Source organism: Hymenobacter defluvii (genome assembly GCF_017589435.1).
In the GTDB taxonomy this organism is placed as follows: domain Bacteria; phylum Bacteroidota; class Bacteroidia; order Cytophagales; family Hymenobacteraceae; genus Hymenobacter; species Hymenobacter profundi.
Genome location: NZ_JAGETX010000002.1, coordinates 201,904 through 222,066, shown reverse-complemented (window position 1 = coordinate 222,066; position 20,163 = coordinate 201,904). Strand labels below are relative to the sequence as shown.

The 20,163-nt window shown below is 59.0% G+C and carries 16 protein-coding genes; 8 read left to right on the top strand and 8 right to left on the bottom strand.

Features of this window, described 5'->3' with window-relative positions; translation table 11 throughout:
- Positions 1-32: 32 nt before the first annotated feature.
- Positions 33-200: a hypothetical protein gene (locus J4D97_RS05050; protein ID WP_208306640.1), complete on the bottom strand. Its 168-nt coding sequence runs from the start codon at positions 198-200 to the stop codon at positions 33-35.
- Positions 201-356: 156 nt separating this feature from the next.
- On the opposite strand from J4D97_RS05050, the gene J4D97_RS05045 reads away from it, so the two are divergent.
- Complete coding sequence (locus tag J4D97_RS05045) at positions 357-1,064, top strand: hypothetical protein (protein WP_208306639.1); 708 nt, start codon at positions 357-359, stop codon at positions 1,062-1,064.
- Positions 1,065-1,108: 44 nt separating this feature from the next.
- Here the strand turns inward: J4D97_RS05045 and J4D97_RS05040 are convergent, their stop codons facing one another.
- Positions 1,109-2,092: a fatty acid desaturase gene (locus J4D97_RS05040; protein ID WP_208306638.1), complete on the bottom strand. Its 984-nt coding sequence runs from the start codon at positions 2,090-2,092 to the stop codon at positions 1,109-1,111.
- Between the two features lie 228 nt (positions 2,093-2,320).
- On the opposite strand from J4D97_RS05040, the gene xrtX reads away from it, so the two are divergent.
- Entirely contained in the window at positions 2,321-2,863 is a 543-nt protein-coding gene (gene xrtX, locus J4D97_RS05035; RefSeq protein WP_185281540.1) for an exosortase X, read from the top strand.
- Positions 2,864-2,948: 85 nt separating this feature from the next.
- Here the strand turns inward: xrtX and J4D97_RS05030 are convergent, their stop codons facing one another.
- Together J4D97_RS05030 and J4D97_RS05025 are read right to left on the bottom strand one after the other, a co-directional pair.
- Positions 2,949-3,527, bottom strand: coding sequence for a fasciclin domain-containing protein (locus tag J4D97_RS05030; RefSeq protein WP_208306637.1), 579 nt, complete (start codon positions 3,525-3,527; stop codon positions 2,949-2,951).
- Between the two features lie 230 nt (positions 3,528-3,757).
- Entirely contained in the window at positions 3,758-4,363 is a 606-nt protein-coding gene (locus tag J4D97_RS05025) for a DUF4136 domain-containing protein (RefSeq protein ID WP_185281538.1), read from the bottom strand.
- A 305-nt stretch (positions 4,364-4,668) separates the two neighbouring features.
- On the opposite strand from J4D97_RS05025, the gene J4D97_RS05020 reads away from it, so the two are divergent.
- Positions 4,669-5,121: a hypothetical protein gene (locus J4D97_RS05020; RefSeq protein WP_208306636.1), complete on the top strand. Its 453-nt coding sequence runs from the start codon at positions 4,669-4,671 to the stop codon at positions 5,119-5,121.
- 116 nt (positions 5,122-5,237) lie between these two features.
- Here J4D97_RS05020 and J4D97_RS05015 read toward each other — a convergent pair whose 3' ends face one another.
- Complete coding sequence (locus tag J4D97_RS05015; RefSeq protein WP_185281536.1) at positions 5,238-5,639, bottom strand: hypothetical protein; 402 nt, start codon at positions 5,637-5,639, stop codon at positions 5,238-5,240.
- A gap of 294 nt (positions 5,640-5,933) precedes the next feature.
- On the opposite strand from J4D97_RS05015, the gene J4D97_RS05010 reads away from it, so the two are divergent.
- The 4 genes from J4D97_RS05010 (at position 5,934) to J4D97_RS04995 (ending at position 9,552) form a co-directional block, all read left to right on the top strand.
- The gene (locus J4D97_RS05010; RefSeq protein WP_208306635.1) at positions 5,934-7,100 is read left to right on the top strand and encodes a methionine aminotransferase; all 1,167 of its coding nucleotides are present in this window, start codon (positions 5,934-5,936) and stop codon (positions 7,098-7,100) included.
- 58 nt (positions 7,101-7,158) lie between these two features.
- Positions 7,159-7,962 (top strand): amidohydrolase, encoded by an 804-nt coding sequence (locus J4D97_RS05005; RefSeq protein WP_208306634.1) that lies wholly within the window; start codon positions 7,159-7,161, stop codon positions 7,960-7,962.
- A 131-nt stretch (positions 7,963-8,093) separates the two neighbouring features.
- Positions 8,094-8,795, top strand: coding sequence for a hypothetical protein (locus tag J4D97_RS05000; protein ID WP_208306633.1), 702 nt, complete (start codon positions 8,094-8,096; stop codon positions 8,793-8,795).
- A gap of 127 nt (positions 8,796-8,922) precedes the next feature.
- Positions 8,923-9,552, top strand: coding sequence for a hypothetical protein (locus J4D97_RS04995; protein ID WP_208306632.1), 630 nt, complete (start codon positions 8,923-8,925; stop codon positions 9,550-9,552).
- 101 nt (positions 9,553-9,653) lie between these two features.
- On the opposite strand, the gene J4D97_RS04990 is transcribed toward J4D97_RS04995, so the two are convergent.
- The 3 genes from J4D97_RS04990 to J4D97_RS04980 all read right to left on the bottom strand — a co-directional run bounded on the left by J4D97_RS04990 (position 9,654) and on the right by J4D97_RS04980 (position 18,764).
- Positions 9,654-10,628, bottom strand: a complete 975-nt coding sequence (locus J4D97_RS04990) for a PorP/SprF family type IX secretion system membrane protein (RefSeq protein WP_208306631.1) — start codon at positions 10,626-10,628, stop codon at positions 9,654-9,656.
- Positions 10,629-10,790: 162 nt separating this feature from the next.
- Positions 10,791-16,085 carry a gliding motility-associated C-terminal domain-containing protein gene (locus J4D97_RS04985; protein ID WP_208306630.1) on the bottom strand — a complete coding sequence of 1,765 codons (5,295 nt, stop codon included), beginning with the start codon at positions 16,083-16,085 and terminating at the stop codon, positions 10,791-10,793.
- A gap of 378 nt (positions 16,086-16,463) precedes the next feature.
- Entirely contained in the window at positions 16,464-18,764 is a 2,301-nt protein-coding gene (locus J4D97_RS04980; RefSeq protein ID WP_208306629.1) for a T9SS type A sorting domain-containing protein, read from the bottom strand.
- A 60-nt stretch (positions 18,765-18,824) separates the two neighbouring features.
- Here J4D97_RS04980 and J4D97_RS04975 point away from each other — a divergent pair, with 60 nt between their 5' ends.
- A complete protein-coding gene (locus J4D97_RS04975; protein ID WP_208306628.1) occupies positions 18,825-20,123 on the top strand; it encodes a UDP-N-acetylmuramoyl-tripeptide--D-alanyl-D-alanine ligase in 1,299 nt (432 codons plus the stop codon).
- The last annotated feature ends 40 nt before the right edge of the window (positions 20,124-20,163 follow it).

Genomic DNA, 20,163 nt, shown 5'->3' with positions numbered 1-20,163 from the left:
AACGCGGCCAGTTATTCTTTCAACGACGATTGTTACTGCATCCGTTCCTGTTCTCGGTGCACCTTCAGCGTGAGGTAGGTATGCAGAACCAGAAGTACCCGCACCGCCAGTACAAATAGCACCAACCCGGCTATCAGATAGAGGATGGGAATAAGAAACGCGAGTTGAAAAATCAGACCACTGTCCATAACGCGAAACAAAGTGAATAGAGAGAGAATAAAGAAAATTAGCTGCTTCTAATATAAGTAAACGCACAAGTAGTCATCACGTTGACAACTTTTGCCGTAATTTCCATTCTGCTTGCTCAATCTGCCCCCGGTTAGAGGTGAAGCTTTTCCGGGTAAGAACTCACAGGTATGTCGAAACTATATATCCTGCTGCTCAGCAGCTTGTTGCTGAGTGGGTGTGGCGCCCGCACCTACGCCACCCGCGACGTAAACCAGCCGGTGCTGGCCACGCACCGCACGGTGGCCATTCTGCCCTTCGAGGTGGAACTGGACCGCCTGCGTACGCAGGACATTCTATACCATGGCACCAGCGACCCTACCCCCGAGCAAATAGCGCAGCGCCAGCAGCAGTGGACCGAAAGTCAGCGGCAGGCGCGGGAAGCCCTGGCCTATGAACTACAACGCTGCCTGCACAACCAGGTGCAGACCATGCAGGGGCAAGGTAGCCACTCCGTAGCGTTTCAGCCAGTGCGCGAAACCAACCAGCGTCTGCGCGCCGCCGGCATCACCTATGATAATCTGTTTGAGCACTCTATGACGGAGTTGCAGCAGGCGCTGGGCGTCGACGCAGTGCTGTCGGGGGCGGCTACGCTCTACCAGCCCATGCCCAACGGGGTAGCCGTGGCCGCGCATTTGCTCAGCAATACGCCTTTGCTGTTGGGCGGGCCGCTCACCGGCAACGTCACCACAGCCAACCTCACGGTGCACGACTGTCGCAGTGGGGAAATGGTCTGGCGCTTTAATTACGAGCGCACGGGCAGCACCACCGTGCCTACCGCCGATGCGCTGGTGAAGCAACTCATGCGCCCCGCCGCCAAAACCTTTCCCTATCGGTAGCAGGCACTGCTAAGGCTGCGCAACGAAGTAGGGTAGGGTCAGTACTACACCTGCTCCGCTACCGAACCGGTGCGGGAGGTGCGGCCACGGTCTTTGCGCACCAAGCGTGCGTAGAGGCTGATTTCCTGATCAAATAGAAAGCGGAAAAACAGCTTGGTGTAGGACGTGTGGTGCAGCAGCGGCTCGTAGAACTCGGGGGCTACCTGCTTCAGCTTGGGTAGGTTGTTCCACGGAATGCTGGGCAAATCGTGGTGCTCGTTGTGGAATCCTACGTTCAGGTTCACGCCGTTCAGGCGGCCGTAGTAGCTGTAGGTTTCCTGGTTGGCATCCAGGGTGAGGTAGTGCTCCTGAATCCAGCGCGCCCCCAGCGGGTGCAGCCCCACCGAAAACCAGAAGCTGAGGGCCAGGTAGAGCAGCGCCGTCCACCCCAGAAAGTACACTACCGCCACATCAAATGCCAGCTGGCACACAACGTTGGCCACCACGTAGCGGTCTACGGCCGCCACCTCGCGGCAACGGAACGTGCGAATCACCTGGAAAACCGGGAAGAAAAACAGCCACACCGCTTTGCCTAGCGCGTAGTTGCGAATCAGCTTGGCCTCGTACCAATCGGGCAAGTCGGCATCCAACTCATGCACGCCCTGAAACACATGGTGTTTGATATGGAAGTTTTTGAAGGAAATAGCTGTGGGTACCACCGAAGGAAAATTGGCAACAATACCTACCGCCACGTTTTGCCACAGCTTCTTGAACACCAGATTGTGTGCTGCTTCGTGAATAATGACAAACAGCGTATGCGAGAAAAAAGCCCCTACCAAGTAAGCCACCGGCACCACCCAGTACCACGCCTGCTGGCGTAGCAGGTAGGCCAGCCCCACCTGCGCCCCCACGCAGGCCAACGCCACCAGCAGGGTAGCCGGCGTGCGGGTCATCAGGTGTTTCACCTCGGGATGCGCCTGTACGATCTGTCGGCCCCGGCCCCGGTGTGGTTCGGAAGTGGTGGTGGTGGTGAAGGATGTGGCGCTCATAGGTGCAAAATCAGCAGGAAAAGCCGCATGGTGAATGCCATCCGTAGAGCAAGGTAAGCCTATTTACCTGAGGCTAAGATGAAGAATACAGGCGGAATGACCGGAGCTATAAAAAATGCAAAAATCTTGTTTGACTCCAATTTAACCTGGGGCCTGATTCGATCTGGCGGGGCTTTTGCATTCAAGCAATGCCAACCGGCTTTTTCCGGGCGTGCATTCCTGCCAATTATGCTTTTTCCTGCTCCCAAGTTTAATTCCGGCATCTGGCGCCGCTTTCTGTTGCTGGCGGCTGGGCTCTATTTACTCTGGTTTTTTGGCTACGAGCAATGGCTGGGCCCCGATGGCCGCCTCGATGCCCTGCTCACGGCCAACATGGCCGGCAGTAGTGCTGTGCTGTTGCGCGTGGCGGGCTTTGCGGCTACGGTGGGGGCCAATCCCATGCTGGTGCTCATGGACACGCGGCCCTTTGTGTACATCGGTTCGCCCTACAACGGCTTGGCTATCTACGCGCTGTTTGCGGGCTTTATCTTGGCCTACCCTGGCCCTACCCGCACGCGGTTGTGGCTGATTCCGGTGGGCATTGCCGGGCTCTACCTGCTCAACCTGCTGCGCGTGGGCGTGTTGGTCGTGAATCAATATTATGCTTACCACGCTGTAGCGTTCAACTATTATTATGGCATCCTCACGGTGCTGGTCTACGGCTGCATCTTTAGCCTGTGGCTGTACTGGATTCGGCAACAGCCCCAGCACCCGCCCACGGCGGAAGGCTAAGGTGCTTTTTCACTCGCTATTCCGAAAGCCAACGGCCCGCTGTGCAGTGCACAGCGGGCCGTTATGGTAAAAGGCGGGACCGTTATTATTTCGGCATCAGCACCTTGTCGACTACGTGAATCACACCGTTGCTTTGCATCACGTCGTAGGTGGAGATGCTGGCTACGTTGCCGGCTTCATCCACCAGCACCACGTTTTTGGGGCCGTTCATCATGGCCGTCAGCGTGCCGCCGCTCACGGTCTTGAACGAAGCTTTGCCCTTGCCGGCTTTGATAGCGGCCATAATTTTGTCGGCCGTCATGTTGCCGGCTACTACGTGGTAGGTCAGCACTTTGGTGAGGGTAGCCTTGTTCTCGGGCTTTAGCAGCGTTTCTACGGTGCCGGCGGGCAGGTTCTCAAACGCATCGTTCACCGGGGCAAACACCGTGAAAGGACCTTTGCCTTGCAGGGTTTCTACCAGGCCAGCGGCCTTCACAGCGGCTACCAGCGTGGTGTGGTCGGCTGAGTTCACGGCGTTGGCGACAATGTTCTTGGAGGGTAGCATGGCCTGGCCGCCTACCATCACGCTAGTGGGCGAAAGCTGGGCTTGCTGGGCCAAAGCAGAAGTAGCGGAAGCAGTGCCCAACAGGGCCACGAAGGCGAGGGAAAACAACTGTTTTTTCATCACGAAGGGGGTAGGAAAATGAGGGTGAAGGAGAGAGTCTAAATTGGAAGAGTACCACTTGCAAGTCTGGTCTCACCTACGACGCCTTCCTACGCACCGGATTTAACGGCTTACCTAATTTCTTTTTCAAAAGCTTCGTACGCGCCACTCAAGCGGCTATTTCGCAAATACAAAAAAGCCCCTTTCAACAAGTGAAAGAGGCTTTTACGGTGGAGGTTACTCTTAGAAAATTATGATTTCTGCGCCGGGAATTTATCCAGAATATCACGTGCTGATTCGGAGAACTGTTTGCCAAAGCTGCCTGGGTTGTTCACAGGGTCGGCAATGGAGCCGCGCCATACTAGGTCGTTGGTGCTGGCGTCGATGATGTCCACAATCATCGTCCCTTCCTTGTACTGCTCGGTGCGGTAGCCGGTGTTATTGAAGTAAGCCGGCGAGTACCAATAGCCATAGTTGATGGGCAGGAAGCCCCCGCGGTACGACACGGCGTAGGGGTAGGCAAAGCCCGCGGCGGGCGGATTGGAAACCGTGCGCTCGGCGTCTTCCACATAGAGGTGGTAGGTGATGTAGAAATCCGGCTTGGCATTGCCGCTCACCTGCCGGATACCCCGATTGTTCAACTCTTGGCTGATGGCGCCCTGAATCATCTCGTCGGCTAGGCTGCTTTTGTAGATGGGGTTGGCGTCGCCAGTGGTTTTCACGTCGGTCTTGGCCCAGTCGTAGGTGCGGAAACGGCTGAAGTTGACGCCCTGCTTTTCCTGCACGTTCACGGAAGAGCAGCTGCTCAGCCAGCCAACCAGCAGTAGCAAGCACAAGGTACTTATGGAAATTTTCATGGTTTTCAGAGGGAATAGAATGAGAAAGAGTTACTTACCCAATACTCTTTTCAGCAAATGAGGTTACGTTGAGCTACCAAGCGTAGCTTTCAGAATAAACTAGTGCCGGACTATCCGCGTATGCTAGCGCGCAGGGTAGTGTGCACTACACCTTCGGTGGAGACGGCTCAGGGGCTGCCAGCGGGCGAGACAATTTTTTGAGTTGGAAACCAGTCGGTTACTACTGTTTACGCCTAGCCCTGCAACCATTGGCCTACAGCAGGGCTCTTGTTCATGGAAAATATTCAGTCTTACTATTTATTTCTATGATTATACCGTCGCGTCTACTGTTGTGTGCCTGCTCCTTCCTGGGAGTTGGGCTGTTTTGGACGGGCGACCAAGTGGCCCCTACCTTTACGGGGAAGCCCACTCCCGTGCAATGGGAGCTGCGTATGTTGGACGGGAAGCCCGTGGCCCGGCACCATCGCTACCTCGATAAAGCCCTGCTCCCTGCCTTGCCTACTGACACCGCACCAGCCAAGGCCAAGCTCCGCACAGGCACCTGCCTGCCCTCGTTCGGTACGCAGCTCGCCGGCACCATGCGCCTGATTGTGACGATGCTGGAAGCCGATAACTCAACCCTTGATTTTGGTCTGCGCTACCTCAGTCTACTCCAAGACGTCCGGACGTACGAGATGCGCGGCAACCGGCTGTGCCTATATGATACCGACAACCCAGCTCCCCGGCTGATTTTTGTAGCCGCCTCCCCCTCGTCTTAGAAGGGTGTAGAGACGCTTCGTTGCGTCTCGTTGAGCTCAAACATCTTCTTAACCAAAACAAGAAGCGCCGGCGCGAAATAATTCGCGCCGGCGCTTCTTGTTTTGGTATCTGATTTCTAGTTGCTTTCGCCGGCCCAGCGGCGGGCGTCGTCCACGCTGGCAAAATACCTCGTGTCGAAGGGCACGTGAGCCGAGGCACGAGTCAGGATGTTGTCGATGCCCATTTGGTTGAGCGCATCGTTGGATACCACCACTGCCAGGCGGTCAACGCCCAACTTGGTGAACTCCGGAAACCACTCTTGATTCATCCAATCCTGATCGGTAGGCCGAATAGTTCGCATCTTGGCGTTGTTGCCGATCCAACCCCGCACCCGATGGTGCCGCCCCAGGCGTAAGGCTTCCATCAACGAGGAACGAAGCTGCTGGCTATTGGCAAAATCCAGCCATTCTGTTTCGAGCACCCGCGTCCGCTCATCCAATAGAATATTGAGGTAGGGGACAGCAAACAACACTTTCATAGAAGCAAAGCAAGCAAAAATAGATGCGAAAACAGGGTAGGCCAGCAGCCGTTGACGGCCATACGCCGAAGCATGTACAAAGATGCACCCGCCTTTGTTGGAAAAAAACGGTTGTGTCAAGCCGAATGCAAATAGCGTGTCAAATAAGATAAGACGTGCTCAGTGGGCAAAAATAATGGTCTGTTGAGCGCGCTGAGGCGTCTATTCTAAGAACATGTGCCTACCCCAACTTCAGTCGCATCAGGTCAGGTTACGTATCTGATGCGGTCCGCAAAACGGCCCTACCTTACCGGCATGAAATTTTCGTCGAAGCTGCCCGATGTGGGCACCAGTATTTTCTCGGTGATGACCCAGCTGGCGCAGGAGCATGGCGCCATCAACCTGGCCCAGGGCTTCCCCGATTTCGACCCACCCGCCAACCTCACCGAGGCCCTGGTGCGCCACGCTGCTGCCATCGGACAGCAACAGTATGCGCCCATGCCCGGCCTGTTGCGCCTGCGCGAGCTGATCAGCCAGAAAACCGCCGCGCTCTACCACGTACCCGCCCCCAACCCAGCCACCGACATCACCATCACCAGCGGAGCCACCGAGGGGCTGTACGCGGTACTGGCAGCCACCGTGCGTCCCGGCGACGAAGTGCTGGTGCTAGAGCCAGCCTACGACCTCTACGGCCCTGCTATCCGGTTGCAGGGCGGCACGCCCGTGTACATACCCCTGCTGCTCCCCAGCTTCCGCCCCGACTGGGACCGAGTAGCGGCCAGCCTCACGCCGCGCACGCGCCTTGTCCTGCTCAACACGCCCCACAACCCCAGCGGCGCCGTGCTCACCACCCAGGATTTCGACACGCTGGCCGGGCTGCTGGAAAACACGGATACGCTGGTGCTGAGCGATGAAGTATATGAGCATTTGGTTTTCGACGGGCAGGCGCACCGCAGCGTATTGCAGCACCCTGCCCTGGTAGAGCGGGCGTTTGTGCTGTCGTCGTTTGGCAAAACCTACCACGCTACGGGCTGGAAGGTAGGGTATTGCATTGCGCCGGCGCTGCTCACGGCCGAGGTGCGCCGGGTGCACCAGTTCCTGACCTTTAGCGTGAGCACGCCCACCCAACACGCCCTTGCCGACGTGCTAGCCCACGCCGACCACTACCGCGAGCTACCAGCCTTCTACCAGCAAAAGCGCGACCTATTTGTGGACCTATTGCGCGGCACAGGCTTCGAGTTGCTACCAGCTGCTGGTGCCTACTTTCTGCTGGCGCGCTACGCGGCCCTAGCGCCGCACGAGTCGGATACTGAGTTTGCCCGTCGTCTTACCCGCGAGGCGGGCGTGGCTGTGGTGCCCGTGTCGGCTTTCTACCACGATGGGCGAGATGAAGGGCTAGTACGGTTTTGCTTTGCCAAAAAGGCCGAAACGTTGCAGGAGGCAACTGCACGGCTGCATGCTTTCAGCCAACGATACGTATAGGTATATATTCTTTATTATTGCATAATTTATCATAAATTAATACCAAAAAAGATACTGTATGGCTGATTTCACATTATCGTTTGTGCAAACGGCGTTGCACTGGCACCAGCCCGCCACCAACCGGGCCTTGCTGGAGCATCATATCGATACAATTTCTCTATCCACTGACCTGATTGTGCTGCCGGAAATGTTTGCCACGGGCTTCACGATGGAAGCGGCTGCTTTAGCTGAAGACATGGATGGTCCTACTGTGCAATGGATGCAGCGTATGGCCGCGGCTCGCAATGCCGTCGTCACGGGTAGCCTCATCATCCGCGACAACGGCCAGCACTACAACCGCCTGCTCTGGGTGCGCCCCGACGGTACCCTGAGCTACTACGATAAGCGCCATCGCTTCGGCATGGCCGGCGAAACCAACGTGTATGCTGCCGGGCAGGCGCGGCTGCTGGAGGAGTGGCGTGGGTGGCGCATCTGCCCGCTGGTGTGCTACGATTTGCGCTTCCCGGTATGGAGCCGCAACGCCGCAACAGCCCCTTACGACCTGCTGCTGTACGTGGCCAACTGGCCCGCCGCCCGCCGCGACGCCTGGATGGCGCTGCTCCGCGCCCGCGCCATCGAGAACGTGGCGTACGTGCTGGGCGTCAACCGGGTAGGTAAGGATGGCAACAACCTTGAATACGCCGGCGACTCGGCGCTACTAGATATGCGCGGCGACTATCTGGTGGAAGTCGGTAACCAAGAAACCAGCATCACCCGCACCCTGCGCCGCACCGACTTGGACGCGTTTCGGGAGCAGTTCCCCGCCCTCTACGACGCCGATACATTCGAGGTGCGCCCCGACGACCCGGCATCGCGCTGGTAAGGGTAGGATAGAGTTGCGTTACGCGCAAGTTGCCAATGCATTACGCACACATTATCATTTGCAATGTGTGCGTAATGCATTACCCACACAGCTTACCTTACGCCCGTCTATTACACAATAAGCTAATCAATATGAAAGCATTGTTAGTATCTGGGGTAGTGTTGGTGTCGCTTGTGGCCTGTCAAAAAGACAAAGAAGATGAGGTGCAGCCTGAGCCTACCTACGCCGATTGGTATGCTATCAAATCTCCCGATGCGTACGCTATTGAAGCCGTTACGGGTGACATCGACGGCACGTTGGTTATCGTGACCAGCCGTCAGGTTTACCAGACCAAAGACCGGGGCAAAACGTGGCGCACGTCCAACTACAACTCCAACATTGGCCTATTCGGCCTTGCCCAGGCGCAGGATACGCTGCTACTGTTGGATACCCAGACCCACAGAGGCGACACTCCCTTTATCCTCGCTTCCAATCCTTCCTATTTCAGCCTAGATAAGGGGCTGACATGGCAGCGCTACCGCAACTGGCGTTACGACTCGCACCAGCCGCAAGTGGCTCGTAACCAAGCTATGTCGTTGTCGGGCTCTTCCTACGAAATTGATGTTTTACAAACACCGGTTTCCGGTAGTTGGGTAGAAACAGTAGGTGTGGTAAGCACTACGGGCCGCAAGCTTGCCCTACCCCAGTCACACCAGATTAAAAGCCTGTATTTCGATACGAAATCGCGGCTGTACGTAGCAGCGTCGGCGCCAATTTGCGGCCAGGGAGGGAAGTTCGCTTTCTGCGGTGAGGAAAACGGGATACTCTACGTATCGAAAGAACCGCAGCCATAGAGCGCCCTTTGCTGCTATGTAGAGGCAGCGTCGCTAGGCCATGGCTAAAAGCTATTTATCACAATGGTAGCTCTCGGGCTGGTATTGAAAAGGTAGTAGCTTTCCGTAGTCCTCTCGTGTCAACCTTGTGCTCTTTCGCTTCTACATGCCGTACTGTTGGCTTCGTCTTGCTCTCTTCCTCGGTTTGCTCAGTGCGGCACTTCCAAGCCAGGCACAAGCGCAGCTCCCCTTACACACTTTCTTGCAGCAAAACTTTGATAGTACAATCATCTGTCAGCGTAGTTCCAGTCGGAATAACTCGCCGAACTACCTAATCCTGGCTGCCTACCAGAATCAGCTTACGTTCTTCACCTATTGCAGCCCATACCGGGATATACTCGGCCGTTATTTTCCCGGTCAGCTCGTGCAGAAATTCAGTCAGGAAGAGTCGCGTTTCCGCGCCACTACACCTGATACAAACCGCTATCTGCTGCCCCAGCGAATTGCGCCTGAGGTGCTTCGGCGTAGCTGGGAAAGCTTGCAACCAGCTCACCTCTGGGCGATTCAGGGGGATGAGCAAGCGCGAAGAACCTCGGGAAACTGTGCCGTGGACGACGGGGAGGACATCACGTTGTACCTAATTGACAGCAAGGTGATTCGGAGCGCACATTTTCATGCGCCTGCCTCTTTGCAAACGTGTGCAGGCAAAGACGTCGGCCGACAGCAAGTCATTCAGGTCAGCAATACGTTGCAACGACTTCTCCAACGGGTGCGTTAGCCATGCTCAAGTAAACCGACCGTGCGGCTCACCTTTCGGGAAACCAACAGTCAAATGCAAGCGGCACACTTATATAGGTCCAACCAGTGTGCAAATAAGCCCTACCAGAACCTATTCGTACACACCACCTGCGCTTTCTTCTTCAGGCGCAAGCCCAGCAATATTTCGTGACTGCCGTAGTGGTAATTGTTGAGCTTGGAGAGGCCGGCGTCGTAGGAGTAGCCGATGGTGAATTGCTCATAGCTGAGGCCTGCCAGCGCTATTACCGAGTCGAAGGCGCGCCAGGAGGCGCCTACCCACAGCAGGTCGCGGTACTTGAGCTTGGCGTTGACATCAACGGAGAGCGGGGCCGGATTTACGGTTTTCACCAGCACCGACGGCACCAACGACCAGTCCTGGCTGAGCGGCACCCGCACCCCACCCGTGAAGAAATAGTGCCGCTTCAGAGCGTTGCCGGGTGCGCCCGCACTCACTTGATCGGGACCGTAGGAGAAGTCGAGCTTGTTGCCCAGCAACTGCGTGCTGGACACGCCCACGTAAAAATCGGAGCTGTATACCCATAGGCCCACCGAGCCATCGAGCACCCGTGAGGCGGCGCTGGCGGCCACGGTGGTAGGATCGTAGAACTGGAGCTGGTTGCCATCTACGGCGAACTGCTGCATGCCTATGGATGCGCCCAGCGCCGCCCGGATTTTAGGCGTCAGCACTAGGTTATAGGCGTAGGAAGCGTAGGCGCTGGTGCGGCTGGTAGGGCCGGTCACGTCGCGGTACACCAGACCGCCGATGGCGTGAAACGGCCGGCGCCGGTCGTTGATGGTGCGTTTGCTGGTGCTGCGCCATTTGCCCAACGAGGAGCTACCGCTGAGGTAGAACGTCTTGGGGGCGCCTTCCAGCCCTACCCACTGCGTGCGGTAGCTGGCCTTGATATCAATGTAGTCCTCTACCCCGGTAGCACCAGGGTTGAGGAGGTAGTTGTTGTTCATGTACTGACTGTACTGTGCTTCCTGCTGGGCCAGCGCGGGCACAGCGGCCAGCAGCAGCAGCGGAAGTAACAATAGAAGTAAAGCTCTTTTCATAACTGTGAGAGTTATTCGTTGTGCGCTATGAACGTCATACTGAGCGGAGTCGAAGCATCTCGCGTGCTCCCGGCAATTCCTGACGGTTGGGATTAGCGTAGCACGCAAGATGCTTCGACTCCGCTCCGCTGCGCTCAGCATGACGTTCTAATTCTGTCAAACTCAATACAAAATCGTAATCGAACCGCTGTACGACCGGCCCAGGGGGCCTTTCGTGACGACGACGTAGTAGTAGGTACCAACCGGAGCGGGCTGGCCGTTAATGTCGCCGCGCCACTCATTGGATCGGCCGTAGTTTTCGGCGGAGAAAATCTTGGTGCCCCAGCGGTTGTACACCGTCACGGTGTTGTCGGGGAATTGCTCGATGAACTCAATCTGCCAGGTATCGTCGCGGCCGTCGCCGTTGGGGGTGAAGGCGTTGGGAATGCGGATGGGTGGGCGCACGGTCACGGTTACCTCATCCGAATCGGCGCAGCCACCGGAGCCGGCCGAAAGCGTGTAGGTAGTAGTGACGGTAGGCGAAGCCGTGGGGTGCAGCGGGTCGGCAGGCGATATGAAGAGACCGGCTGCTGGGGTCCAGGTGACGGGGTAGGTGCCATCGGCGCGGCCTTCTAGCGTTACGGAGCTACCAGCCAAAATCTCCTTGTCGGGACCGGCATCTACATCTACAGGCGGCTGAATCCGCACTGGTACGCCGTTGGAGGTCACCGTGACGGGTTGGCCACAGCTATTAACGGTGCTCAAGCGTAGCGTTACAACCTGTCCCTCGCGCAACGTACTGCTTGTGAAGACCGGGCCCGCAGCCACGACGTTGCCATCTACCAGCCACTGATACGTGGGGGTAGGCCCGGCCTCCGTGACACTGGCAATACTGAACGTGATGGGTTCACCCACACAAACCGGCCCGCCCGGTTGCGCGGCAATGGCCAGGGTAGGTGTGGGGGTAGGCGTGCGCGTAACCGTGACGGTTGCTACAGCAGGTCCAGTGCTGCACAGCCCTGCGGTGGGCGTCACCTCCACCCGCACCTGGTCGCCGGTGACGAGGGTGCTGCTGGTGAAGGTAGGGCCGTTGGCTACGGGTGCGTTATTCACAAACCACTGGAAGGTAGGCGCGGCACCGGCGTTGGTAGGTACTGCCGTGAAAGTCAGCGGCGTGCCGGGGCACGACGCGGGCGGCGTTGCCACGGTGACGGTCGGCGTCACGAGCGGCTGCACTTGGATGGTTACCACGTTGGAAACCACCGTGGAGCAAGTGCCCGTGCCGGAAGTCACGCGGCGGCGGAAGTACGTTGTAGCCGTAAGTGCGCCGGGGGCGTAGGCCTCACCGGTGGCACCAGCCACAGCCGTCCAGTTCGTGTTGTCGGCCGAGGCTTCCCACTGGTAAGCAAACGTGCCCGTGCCGCCCACAGGAGCGCCTGTGCTGGTAAGCGGCGCAGGCGTGGCATTCGTGCAAATCGTTTGGTTGGCAGCAATGCTACCCGCGGTCAGAGTAGGCAGTACGGTCAGCGTCACCACGTTGGATACCACTGGCCCGCACGCGCCCGACGTCACCTGGCGCCGGAAATAGGTAGTGGCCGTGAGTGCGCCGGGAGCGAAGGTCTCACCTGTAGCACCGGCAATAGCCGTCCAGGTGGCATTATTGGCTGAAGATTCCCACTGATAGGCAAACGTGCCCGTGCCACCACCAGCGGCGGTAGCGCTGATGAGCGGGGTAGGCGTAGCGCCTGGGCAGAGAGTCTGGTCGGCGGCAATGGTGCCGGCCGTCAGCGCTGGCGTTACGGTGATGGTCACCACGTTGGATGCCACCGGCCCGCATGGCCCCGAGGTGGCCCGGCGACGGAAGTAGGTAGTAGCAGCTAGAGTGCCCGGCGTATAGGTGGCGCTGGTGGCCCCGCCTATGGCCGCCCAGGTGGCATTATCAGACGAAGATTCCCACTGATACTCGATAGTACCATTGCCACCCGTGGCCGCGCCAGCACTGGTGAGTGGAGCGGGCGTGCTGCCGGCACACAGCGTCTGGCTGGCGGCAATGGTACCGGCCGTGAGGGCTGGCGTGACGGTGATGGTCACCACATTAGAAGCCACCGCAGCACACGCCCCAGAGCTTACTTGGCGGCGGAAGTAGGTGGTGCTGGTAAGCGTGCCAGGGGCGTACTCGGCGCCGGTAGCGCCGGGTAGGGCCGTCCAGGTGGTATTGTTGGGGGAAGATTCCCACTGATACACAAACTGCCCGGTGCCACCCGTGGGGGCAGCGCTGCTAGTGAGCGGGGCCACGGCACTACCCGCGCACACCGCCTGATCGGCCGCGATGGTACCAGCAATCAGCGCTGGCGTGACGGTGATGGTCACGACATTAGAAGTCACGGCAGCACACGCCCCGGAGCTTACCTGACGGCGGAAGGAGGTAGTAGCACTCAACACACCCGGCGCGAAGGTTTCGCCAGTAGCACCGGCAATGGCCGTCCAGGTGGTGTTGCCAGTGGAAGATTCCCACTGGTAGGCAAACGTGCCGGTGCCGCCCGTAGCCGCGGTGCCGGTGAGGGCAGCAGGCGTGCTACCCGCGCACACGGTTTGATCGGCGGCAATAGTGCCGGCCGTGAGGGATGGCGTTACCGTGATGGTCACCACGTTAGACGTTACCGGTCCGCAGGCTCCCGCTGTTACTCGTCGCCGGAAGGAGGTAGTAACCGTGAGGGCGCCCGGCGCGAACGTCTCGTCCGTGGCCCCAGTAACCCCAATCCAAGTAGTGTTATCCGTTGAGTATTCCCATTGATACGCAAACGTGCCCGTGCCGCCTGTAGCAGCGCCGGTGCTGGTGAGCGGTGCCGGCGTGCTACCCGCGCAAATAGCCTGGCTGGCCGCAATACCGCCGGCTACCAACTCGGGCAGCACGGTCAGCGTCACCACGTTGGATACCACTGGCGCGCAGGAAGCAGACGTGGCCTGGCGACGGAAATAGGTGGTAACCGGCAGAACGCCGGGCGCAAACGTAGCGCCGGTAGCATTCGGTATGGCGGTCCAGATGTTGTTGTCAGTCGAGGATTCCCACTGATAACTCACCGCACCCGCGCCGCCACTGGCGTCGGTGGTGCTGGTGAGCGGGGCGGGGGTAGCACCGGCGCACAGCGTCTGGTCGGCGCCAATGGTGCCAGCTACTAGCGCCGGTGCCACCGTGATAGTCACCACGTTGGACACGGCTGGGGCGCAGGCCGTGCCCGCATTCGCCTGCCGACGGAAGGAGGTAGTAGCCGTCAGGGCGCCCGGTGCGTAGCCTTCGCCAGTAGCACCCTGAATAGCCGTCCAGGTGGTATTGTCCAAGGAAGATTCCCACTGATACGCAATCTGCCCATTGCCGCCCGTAGCCGGCGCAACGCTGGTGAGTGGCGCCGGGGTGGCACCCGCGCAAATGCTTTGCTCGGCCGCAATGCTACCCGCTACCAAGGCAGGTGTTACGTTGATGGTGATGGGGTTGGATACCGCGTTGCAGGGGCCAGAACTAGCCTGGCGGCGGTAGAGGGTAGTAATCGTAGCCGGACCGGGTGTCAGCGTTTCGCTGGTAGCGCCAGCAACGGGAACCCAGGTAGTGCCATTGTCGGTTGAGGATTCCCACTGGTAGGTGAACGTGCCCGTGCCACCCGTGGCGGCGCCGGTGCTGGTGAGCGGGGCGGGCGTGCTGCCCGCGCACACGGTTTGGTCGGCAGCAATGGTGCCGGCGGTTAAGGCTGGTATCACGGTGACAGCTACTGAGGCCGTGAACGTAGGCGTGCAGTAAGGACCTGAGCCGCTGGGCAGCAGTAACTGTACCCGCCGCCGAAAGTACGTGGTAGTGCCGGGCTGCAAACCAGTAGGTGTGTAGCTGGCACCAGTAGCCCCGCCGATATCGGTGAAAGGGCCATTGCTATTGGCTGACTGTTCCCACTGGTACACACCCGGCAAGCCGGCGTCGCTGGTGGCATCGGTGGCAGTGATGGCGGCCGGTGCACTATCTGCGCACACAGTTTGGGGGCCGGCAATGGTGCCCGGTTCGGGCAAATTCGGTATTCGGACGAGGCTACGCGACTCGCGGCAAAAGCAATCCGTGGTGATGCGCAGCGTTACGGTATACTCGGCGAAATCCGGGAAAGCGTGGGTAGGGTTTTCTTCCGTTGAAGTGGTGCCGTCGCCGAAATCCCAAGCGTATTGTTTGTTGTCGAAATCAATAGGTGGAGCGGTGAATCTTATAGTCTTGCACTCCGTCAGCTCGCCCCCAAAGCCTACCCGCAGCAGGGAGCTTTGGTTAAAGTTGACTAAACCTAGGCCGCTGGTGCGCCCACCTAGTTGCAGGCTGTCTTCAGAAAAACCAATGGCTGCGCCCACCGAGTCGGGGTAGGGAATGAAGCCTAGCGCAGTTTCATTGTTGCGAGCCACGTAAATCTTGCCATCCGGTGCGGCCTGCATGGAGCCTAAGTCGGCAGAGGTGGTCAGCGGAATTTCCTGCCGATTAAGCGGACCCTGGCCGCTGATGTCAAATTGCAGCAGCTTGGGCGGGTTCATCACCGTGGCGTACAACTTGCTGCCCGGTACGAACTCCACACCATAGTATTTGCCTTCGCCACTGTCGATAATAAACGGCGTGTTCGGATTTTCGCTTACCTGGCCCGTACCCGTATCAAAGTTGAACAGCTCCACGGTGCTGCTGCTGTCGCGTAGCACTTCACTGTAACGGGCTAGCGCGAGTTGCCCGCCGTCGGGCGTTATCTTCATCTGGCCCTTGTAGCCTACGGGCGACACGCTCGGCGCGTGCAGAGAACCTACAGTTGATTCAATGGGGGTAGCGTCTACGCCAGTCACCCGCACACGGTAGGCTAAGAAGGCGTCGCCGCGGTTATCAGTGCCGGAGGTTGCATCGCCCCAGCCGTGCACGATAACCCAAATATCGCAGCCGTTTTTGTGAAACACACCAGATATTTTCTCGGTGGTGCCACTGGCAAGGGGGGTATTTTTGTTGGCCGCCAGCACCGTACCCGGTCCCCCACCGGCCGGAATCTCAATTTCTGAATAGCTCAGGCCAGCCGTACTATTCAACGTAAACAGAAAGTAGTGCGTGGGTTGGCCGGGTAGTACTAGACCTGGCCGCCGGATGGGTAGGGCGCCGTCGGTGTTGTTGATGTTGCCGGCCAGCCCCGTACCGTTGGTCATCACGCTACCGTCGCCGTTCCACACGGTTGTGCCGTTGCTGTAAAACAGAATCTTCCCGTTGGCGTCCGACATCACCCCGGAACCGGCGGGAGCGTCCATCGCGCTGTTGTCCAATACGGTGGGCGGAATGGAGTCGGTGGCCTGGTTGAAATCGAGGCCCGCCTTGAATCCGAAATACCAAGTGTTGGCAAATTTCTCATCGGCTGCACACTCCGGCGGTGGCGCTGGTGCGCCTTGCGCCAGGGCCATATTGGCCATGCCGCTTAGCAGCAAGAACAACAGTGTTAGGAACCAACCCGTTGCCAAACGTCTCTTCCTTACTGCATTCGATTGCGCAGAGGGTGGGAAAAGTGTATGGAGCGTAGGTAGGGTAGAAGACAGTAGAGTTAGGGGCATAGTAGGGCGGGTAAGTAGGCGGACAGGTAACGTGCACTTTCAGAGAAAAGTACCTCGTGCCGCCTGCAAGGAGCAAAACCTGCTGGCAAGTTGCTTCGCTACCGCAAAACGCTGCCAGCCAGTCTCAGTAAAGCTACGCACTGCCCGCCAGGTTTGCGCAACGCAGGCGGCGAATAGTGGGGCGCTGAATACAATTTATTACTGCCAAAGGCCAACCCTGGCAGGGCTCCTAGTTCTTTCAGAGTTCAAAGGGAACCGCGCCTACTGCATCACCAGCCGCCGGGTGGTGCGCTGACCAGCCGCGGTTTCGGCTTGCACCACGTACACACCGGCGGCGCGGTCGTGCAGGTCGAGGTGGTGGGTACGGGCGGCGGTGGCGGAACGGTAGAGCAGGCGGCCGGTCACGTCGAACACTGCTACGCGCACGGGGTCGGGAGCTTCGAGAGTAGCCGTGCCGCGGGCGGGGTTGGGGTAGAGCTGCACGGCCGTGAGTAGGGTAGGGGCCGTGGGCGCGTCCGTGACCACGGTGCCGCGCACGCCATAGGCCACCATGCCGCCGCTTTCGAGGCCAATGAACAGCTCGGGGCGCTGGTCGCCGTTGAGGTCGGCCACAGCGAGTATCAGCTGGTTGATGCGGCCTTGTCCCAACCACACAGGCTGGTAGCGACCCAGCAGCTCGTTGTAAAACGTTTCAGGAAGCGGCGTAAACGAGCCTTGCTGCGCCCGAAAATTGGGAAAGAGCTGGATCCGACCTTCACTATCGGTCACCAGTAAATCAGGCTGACCATCACCATCGAAATCGGCTACGGCGGGGTTCAGGTTGTAGGCGCGGTTGTCTGGCGCCGGTACGTTCTTGCTGTTCCGTATCTGCCCAAAATCGGCATTGGCCAGCACAAATGCCTGGCTCAGATTGGCCGCGCCGTTGTTGCGGTAGTAGCGCAGGCTGGTAGCGGCTTGGTCGTTGATGTTGGTGCCGAGCAGCAAATCCAGGCGGCCGTCGCCGTCTATATCAGTAAAGCACGGCGCGTCGTCGATGTAGTTGGGTAGGTTCTGAATCACCTGGGCCGTGGCCGGGTTGAACACAGCCGGCTGCCCGGCCGGCGCGGTGTTCAGCAGCACCTGCAACTGGCTGGTAGGCGCGGCCGTGCCGTTGGCTCTCATCGGAATCACCATCAGGGCCAGATCGGGGCGGCCGTCTTGGTTGAGGTCTGCGAGCTGGGGCCGGATGCCGGCGTACCGCTGCGTGGAAAGGTTGAGGTAATCCTTGGTCATCAACTGAAACGTTGGCTGCGTGGCCGTGCCCACGTTGCGGTAGTACGTCAGCGAAGCCCGGAAAAAGCCTTTGGCGCCGTTGCGGTTGGTGCTACCTACCAGCATGTCCATTAGCCCATCACCATCAATATCGGCGAAGGTAGGGGCCGCACTCTCGCCGGTGTCAATCATGCCGCGCTGCAAAAAGTCGTTTTGGTGGTAGGCAAAATTGGGCACCGCGCTGGCGCTAGTATTCTCGTAAAACACTACCGACTGCGTGGTGTTAATGGTATCCTGATTATCGAACACGCTGGGCGTCACCACCAAATCGGGGCGGCCGTCGAAGTTAACATCGAGGTGGTAGGCAGTAGGAAAGTTGGCAATGCGTACGGGTGTGGTGCCGCTGGGGAAGCTGGCGTTGAGGCCGGCACTGCTCATCAGGGCTTCCGACTTATTGCCGTCGTTGCGCAGGCTCACCAGCTCGGGGCAATAGTCGCGGCCGATAAGCGCATCCTGGTCGCCGTCGCCGTCGAGGTCGAGCAGCGTGATGTTGTGGCCGCCGGTATGCGCCGTGCCCGCCGGGCGGCAATTGACATTGTTGAAGGAGAAAGAAGTGCACGAAGTAGCACACGATGCAAAGCCGCCCCACTGCTGGGTTACCAGCTCAAACTGCAACCCGCCGCAAGATTCGGGGCTGCTGTTGCGGTAGTATTGCACTACCGAGCTGTTATTGAAGTCAAACGTGACGATATCCAAGCGCCCGTCGCCGTCCACATCGTGCAACGCGGGCATGTTGTAGCCGCCAGGGTATATATTGCCTTGCGAGGTGGGATTGTTAAAATAGCTGAGATGGTCTTTCACTAATTGATAATCGGGCCGGCCACCACTGCCGGCTACGTTGCGGTACACGGCTATATCGCCGCCCGCCAGCGTAAACAAATCGGGTCGCCCGTCGCAGTCGTAGTCACGCAAGAGTGCCCAGTTCAATAACGTACTGGGAAACAGCGCCTCGTACTCGGGGGCGTATCGGTACATGCGGCCACCGTTGGGGGAGGCCACGTTCAGGAACGTAAGCGAGCGGTTCGCGACGCGGTCGAACAGGTAGAGGTCCTGCTGTTGGTCGTCGTTGAGGTCGATGGCCGAAAATTGAGGCGAGTTCAGGCCGCCCGCCCAGGGGTTGGGTAGGGTTTCAGTGCCGTGCACTACTTTTACGAGGTCAGGCCTGCTGACCAAGCCAAACGGCACACTGGTTTGAGCCGCGGCCACCAATGGACCTGCTATTCCGAATAAGAAGAGTATAAAACGGTTCATTGGCAGCTGGTTTGGTAGTTGCAACGCACAATCACGTCACGAAAGTACTTCACTAGGTTCATGGTAGATACAGCGGCTCTTTACGCCCGGTTCCTTCAGTGCACCGCCGTCAGCACCGACTCGCGCCAGGCGCAGGACAATACCTTGTTTTTTGCGTTGAATGGTCCCAGTTTCCGGGGCCGCGACTTCGCCCCGCAGGCCCTTGCCCAAGGTGCCCGCCACGCCGTGGTAGACGATGCCGCGCTGGCCGCCCAGGACCCCGACCGCTATACCTACGCGCCCGACCCGCTGGTGGCTTTACAGGAGCTGGCACACTATCACCGCCAGCAGCTACAGATGCCAGTACTGGCCATCACCGGCTCCAACGGCAAAACCACCACCAAAGAGCTGATAAACGCCGTGCTGAGCCGGCGCTACCGGGTGCAGTACACGCGCGGCAACCTCAACAACCACATCGGCGTGCCGCTCACGCTGCTCAGCATTCGGCCGCAGGAGCACGAGTTGGCCATTGTGGAGATGGGCGCCAACCACCAGGGCGAGATTGCGCAGCTCTGCGAGCTAGCCGCGCCTACCCACGGCCTGCTCACCAACATCGGCCGCGCCCACCTCGAAGGCTTCGGCGGCGCCGAAGGGGTAGCCAAAGGCAAAGGCGAACTGCTACTGTACCTGGCCGCGCACCAGGGCACAGCCTTCGTGAACACCGCCGACGCCAAAATTGCCGAGCGGGCCGGAGCTGTATCGCAGCGCGTTTCCTACCCTGGCCCCAAGGATACCTACCCCGCCACGCTGCTCCCCGCCCCCGATTCTACCGTGCGTCTTCGCCTGTTCGACGGCACCGAGGTAACCGCCCAAATCACCGGCGACTACAACTTCCCCAACCTAGCCGCCGCCGCCGCCGTGGGGGCGTATTTCGAGGTGCCTACCCCGGAAATTGCCGCCGCCCTGGCCACCTATGCGCCCACCAACAACCGCTCCCAGCTGGTGCAAACCGCTCGCAACGAGGTGGTGCTCGACGCCTACAACGCCAACCCCAGCAGCATGGCCGTCGCCCTGCGCAGCTTCGCCGCACGCCCTACCCAGGCTAGCGGCAAAGTGGTCATCCTAGGCGATATGTTTGAGCTAGGCGAGGAAAGCGAAGCCGAGCACCGCGCCCTGGGCGAGCTGCTGGCGGCTTTATCCATTGATACGGCGTTGGTTATTGGGCAGGAAATGCGCCACGCCGCGCAACCAGGCTTCCACTACTTTCCTACCAAAGCCGAAGCCGCCGCTTGGCTGCAACAGCAGCCACTTCAGAACCAGCTGATTCTGATAAAAGGCTCACGCGGTATGGGGCTGGAGACGTTGCTGGAGTTGGTATAAATTTATAGTTAGCCGTTGGCTATTGGCTGATGGCAATCCA

What these genes read in the sequence shown, in the direction of transcription:
- J4D97_RS05010 (WP_208306635.1), top strand. Translation starts at nt 5,934, where the DNA reads ATGAAATTTTCGTCGAAGCTGCCCGATGTGGGCACCAGTATTTTCTCG.
- J4D97_RS05005 (WP_208306634.1), top strand. Translation starts at nt 7,159, where the DNA reads ATGGCTGATTTCACATTATCGTTTGTGCAAACGGCGTTGCACTGGCAC.
- J4D97_RS05000 (WP_208306633.1), top strand. Translation starts at nt 8,094, where the DNA reads ATGAAAGCATTGTTAGTATCTGGGGTAGTGTTGGTGTCGCTTGTGGCC.
- J4D97_RS04980 (WP_208306629.1), bottom strand. Translation starts at nt 18,764, where the DNA reads ATGAACCGTTTTATACTCTTCTTATTCGGAATAGCAGGTCCATTGGTG.
- J4D97_RS04975 (WP_208306628.1), top strand. Translation starts at nt 18,825, where the DNA reads ATGGTAGATACAGCGGCTCTTTACGCCCGGTTCCTTCAGTGCACCGCC.
- J4D97_RS05030 (WP_208306637.1), bottom strand. Translation starts at nt 3,527, where the DNA reads ATGAAAAAACAGTTGTTTTCCCTCGCCTTCGTGGCCCTGTTGGGCACT.
- J4D97_RS05040 (WP_208306638.1), bottom strand. Translation starts at nt 2,092, where the DNA reads ATGAGCGCCACATCCTTCACCACCACCACCACTTCCGAACCACACCGG.
- J4D97_RS05020 (WP_208306636.1), top strand. Translation starts at nt 4,669, where the DNA reads ATGATTATACCGTCGCGTCTACTGTTGTGTGCCTGCTCCTTCCTGGGA.
- J4D97_RS05045 (WP_208306639.1), top strand. Translation starts at nt 357, where the DNA reads ATGTCGAAACTATATATCCTGCTGCTCAGCAGCTTGTTGCTGAGTGGG.
- J4D97_RS05015 (WP_185281536.1), bottom strand. Translation starts at nt 5,639, where the DNA reads ATGAAAGTGTTGTTTGCTGTCCCCTACCTCAATATTCTATTGGATGAG.
- xrtX (WP_185281540.1), top strand. Translation starts at nt 2,321, where the DNA reads ATGCTTTTTCCTGCTCCCAAGTTTAATTCCGGCATCTGGCGCCGCTTT.
- J4D97_RS05025 (WP_185281538.1), bottom strand. Translation starts at nt 4,363, where the DNA reads ATGAAAATTTCCATAAGTACCTTGTGCTTGCTACTGCTGGTTGGCTGG.
- J4D97_RS04990 (WP_208306631.1), bottom strand. Translation starts at nt 10,628, where the DNA reads ATGAAAAGAGCTTTACTTCTATTGTTACTTCCGCTGCTGCTGCTGGCC.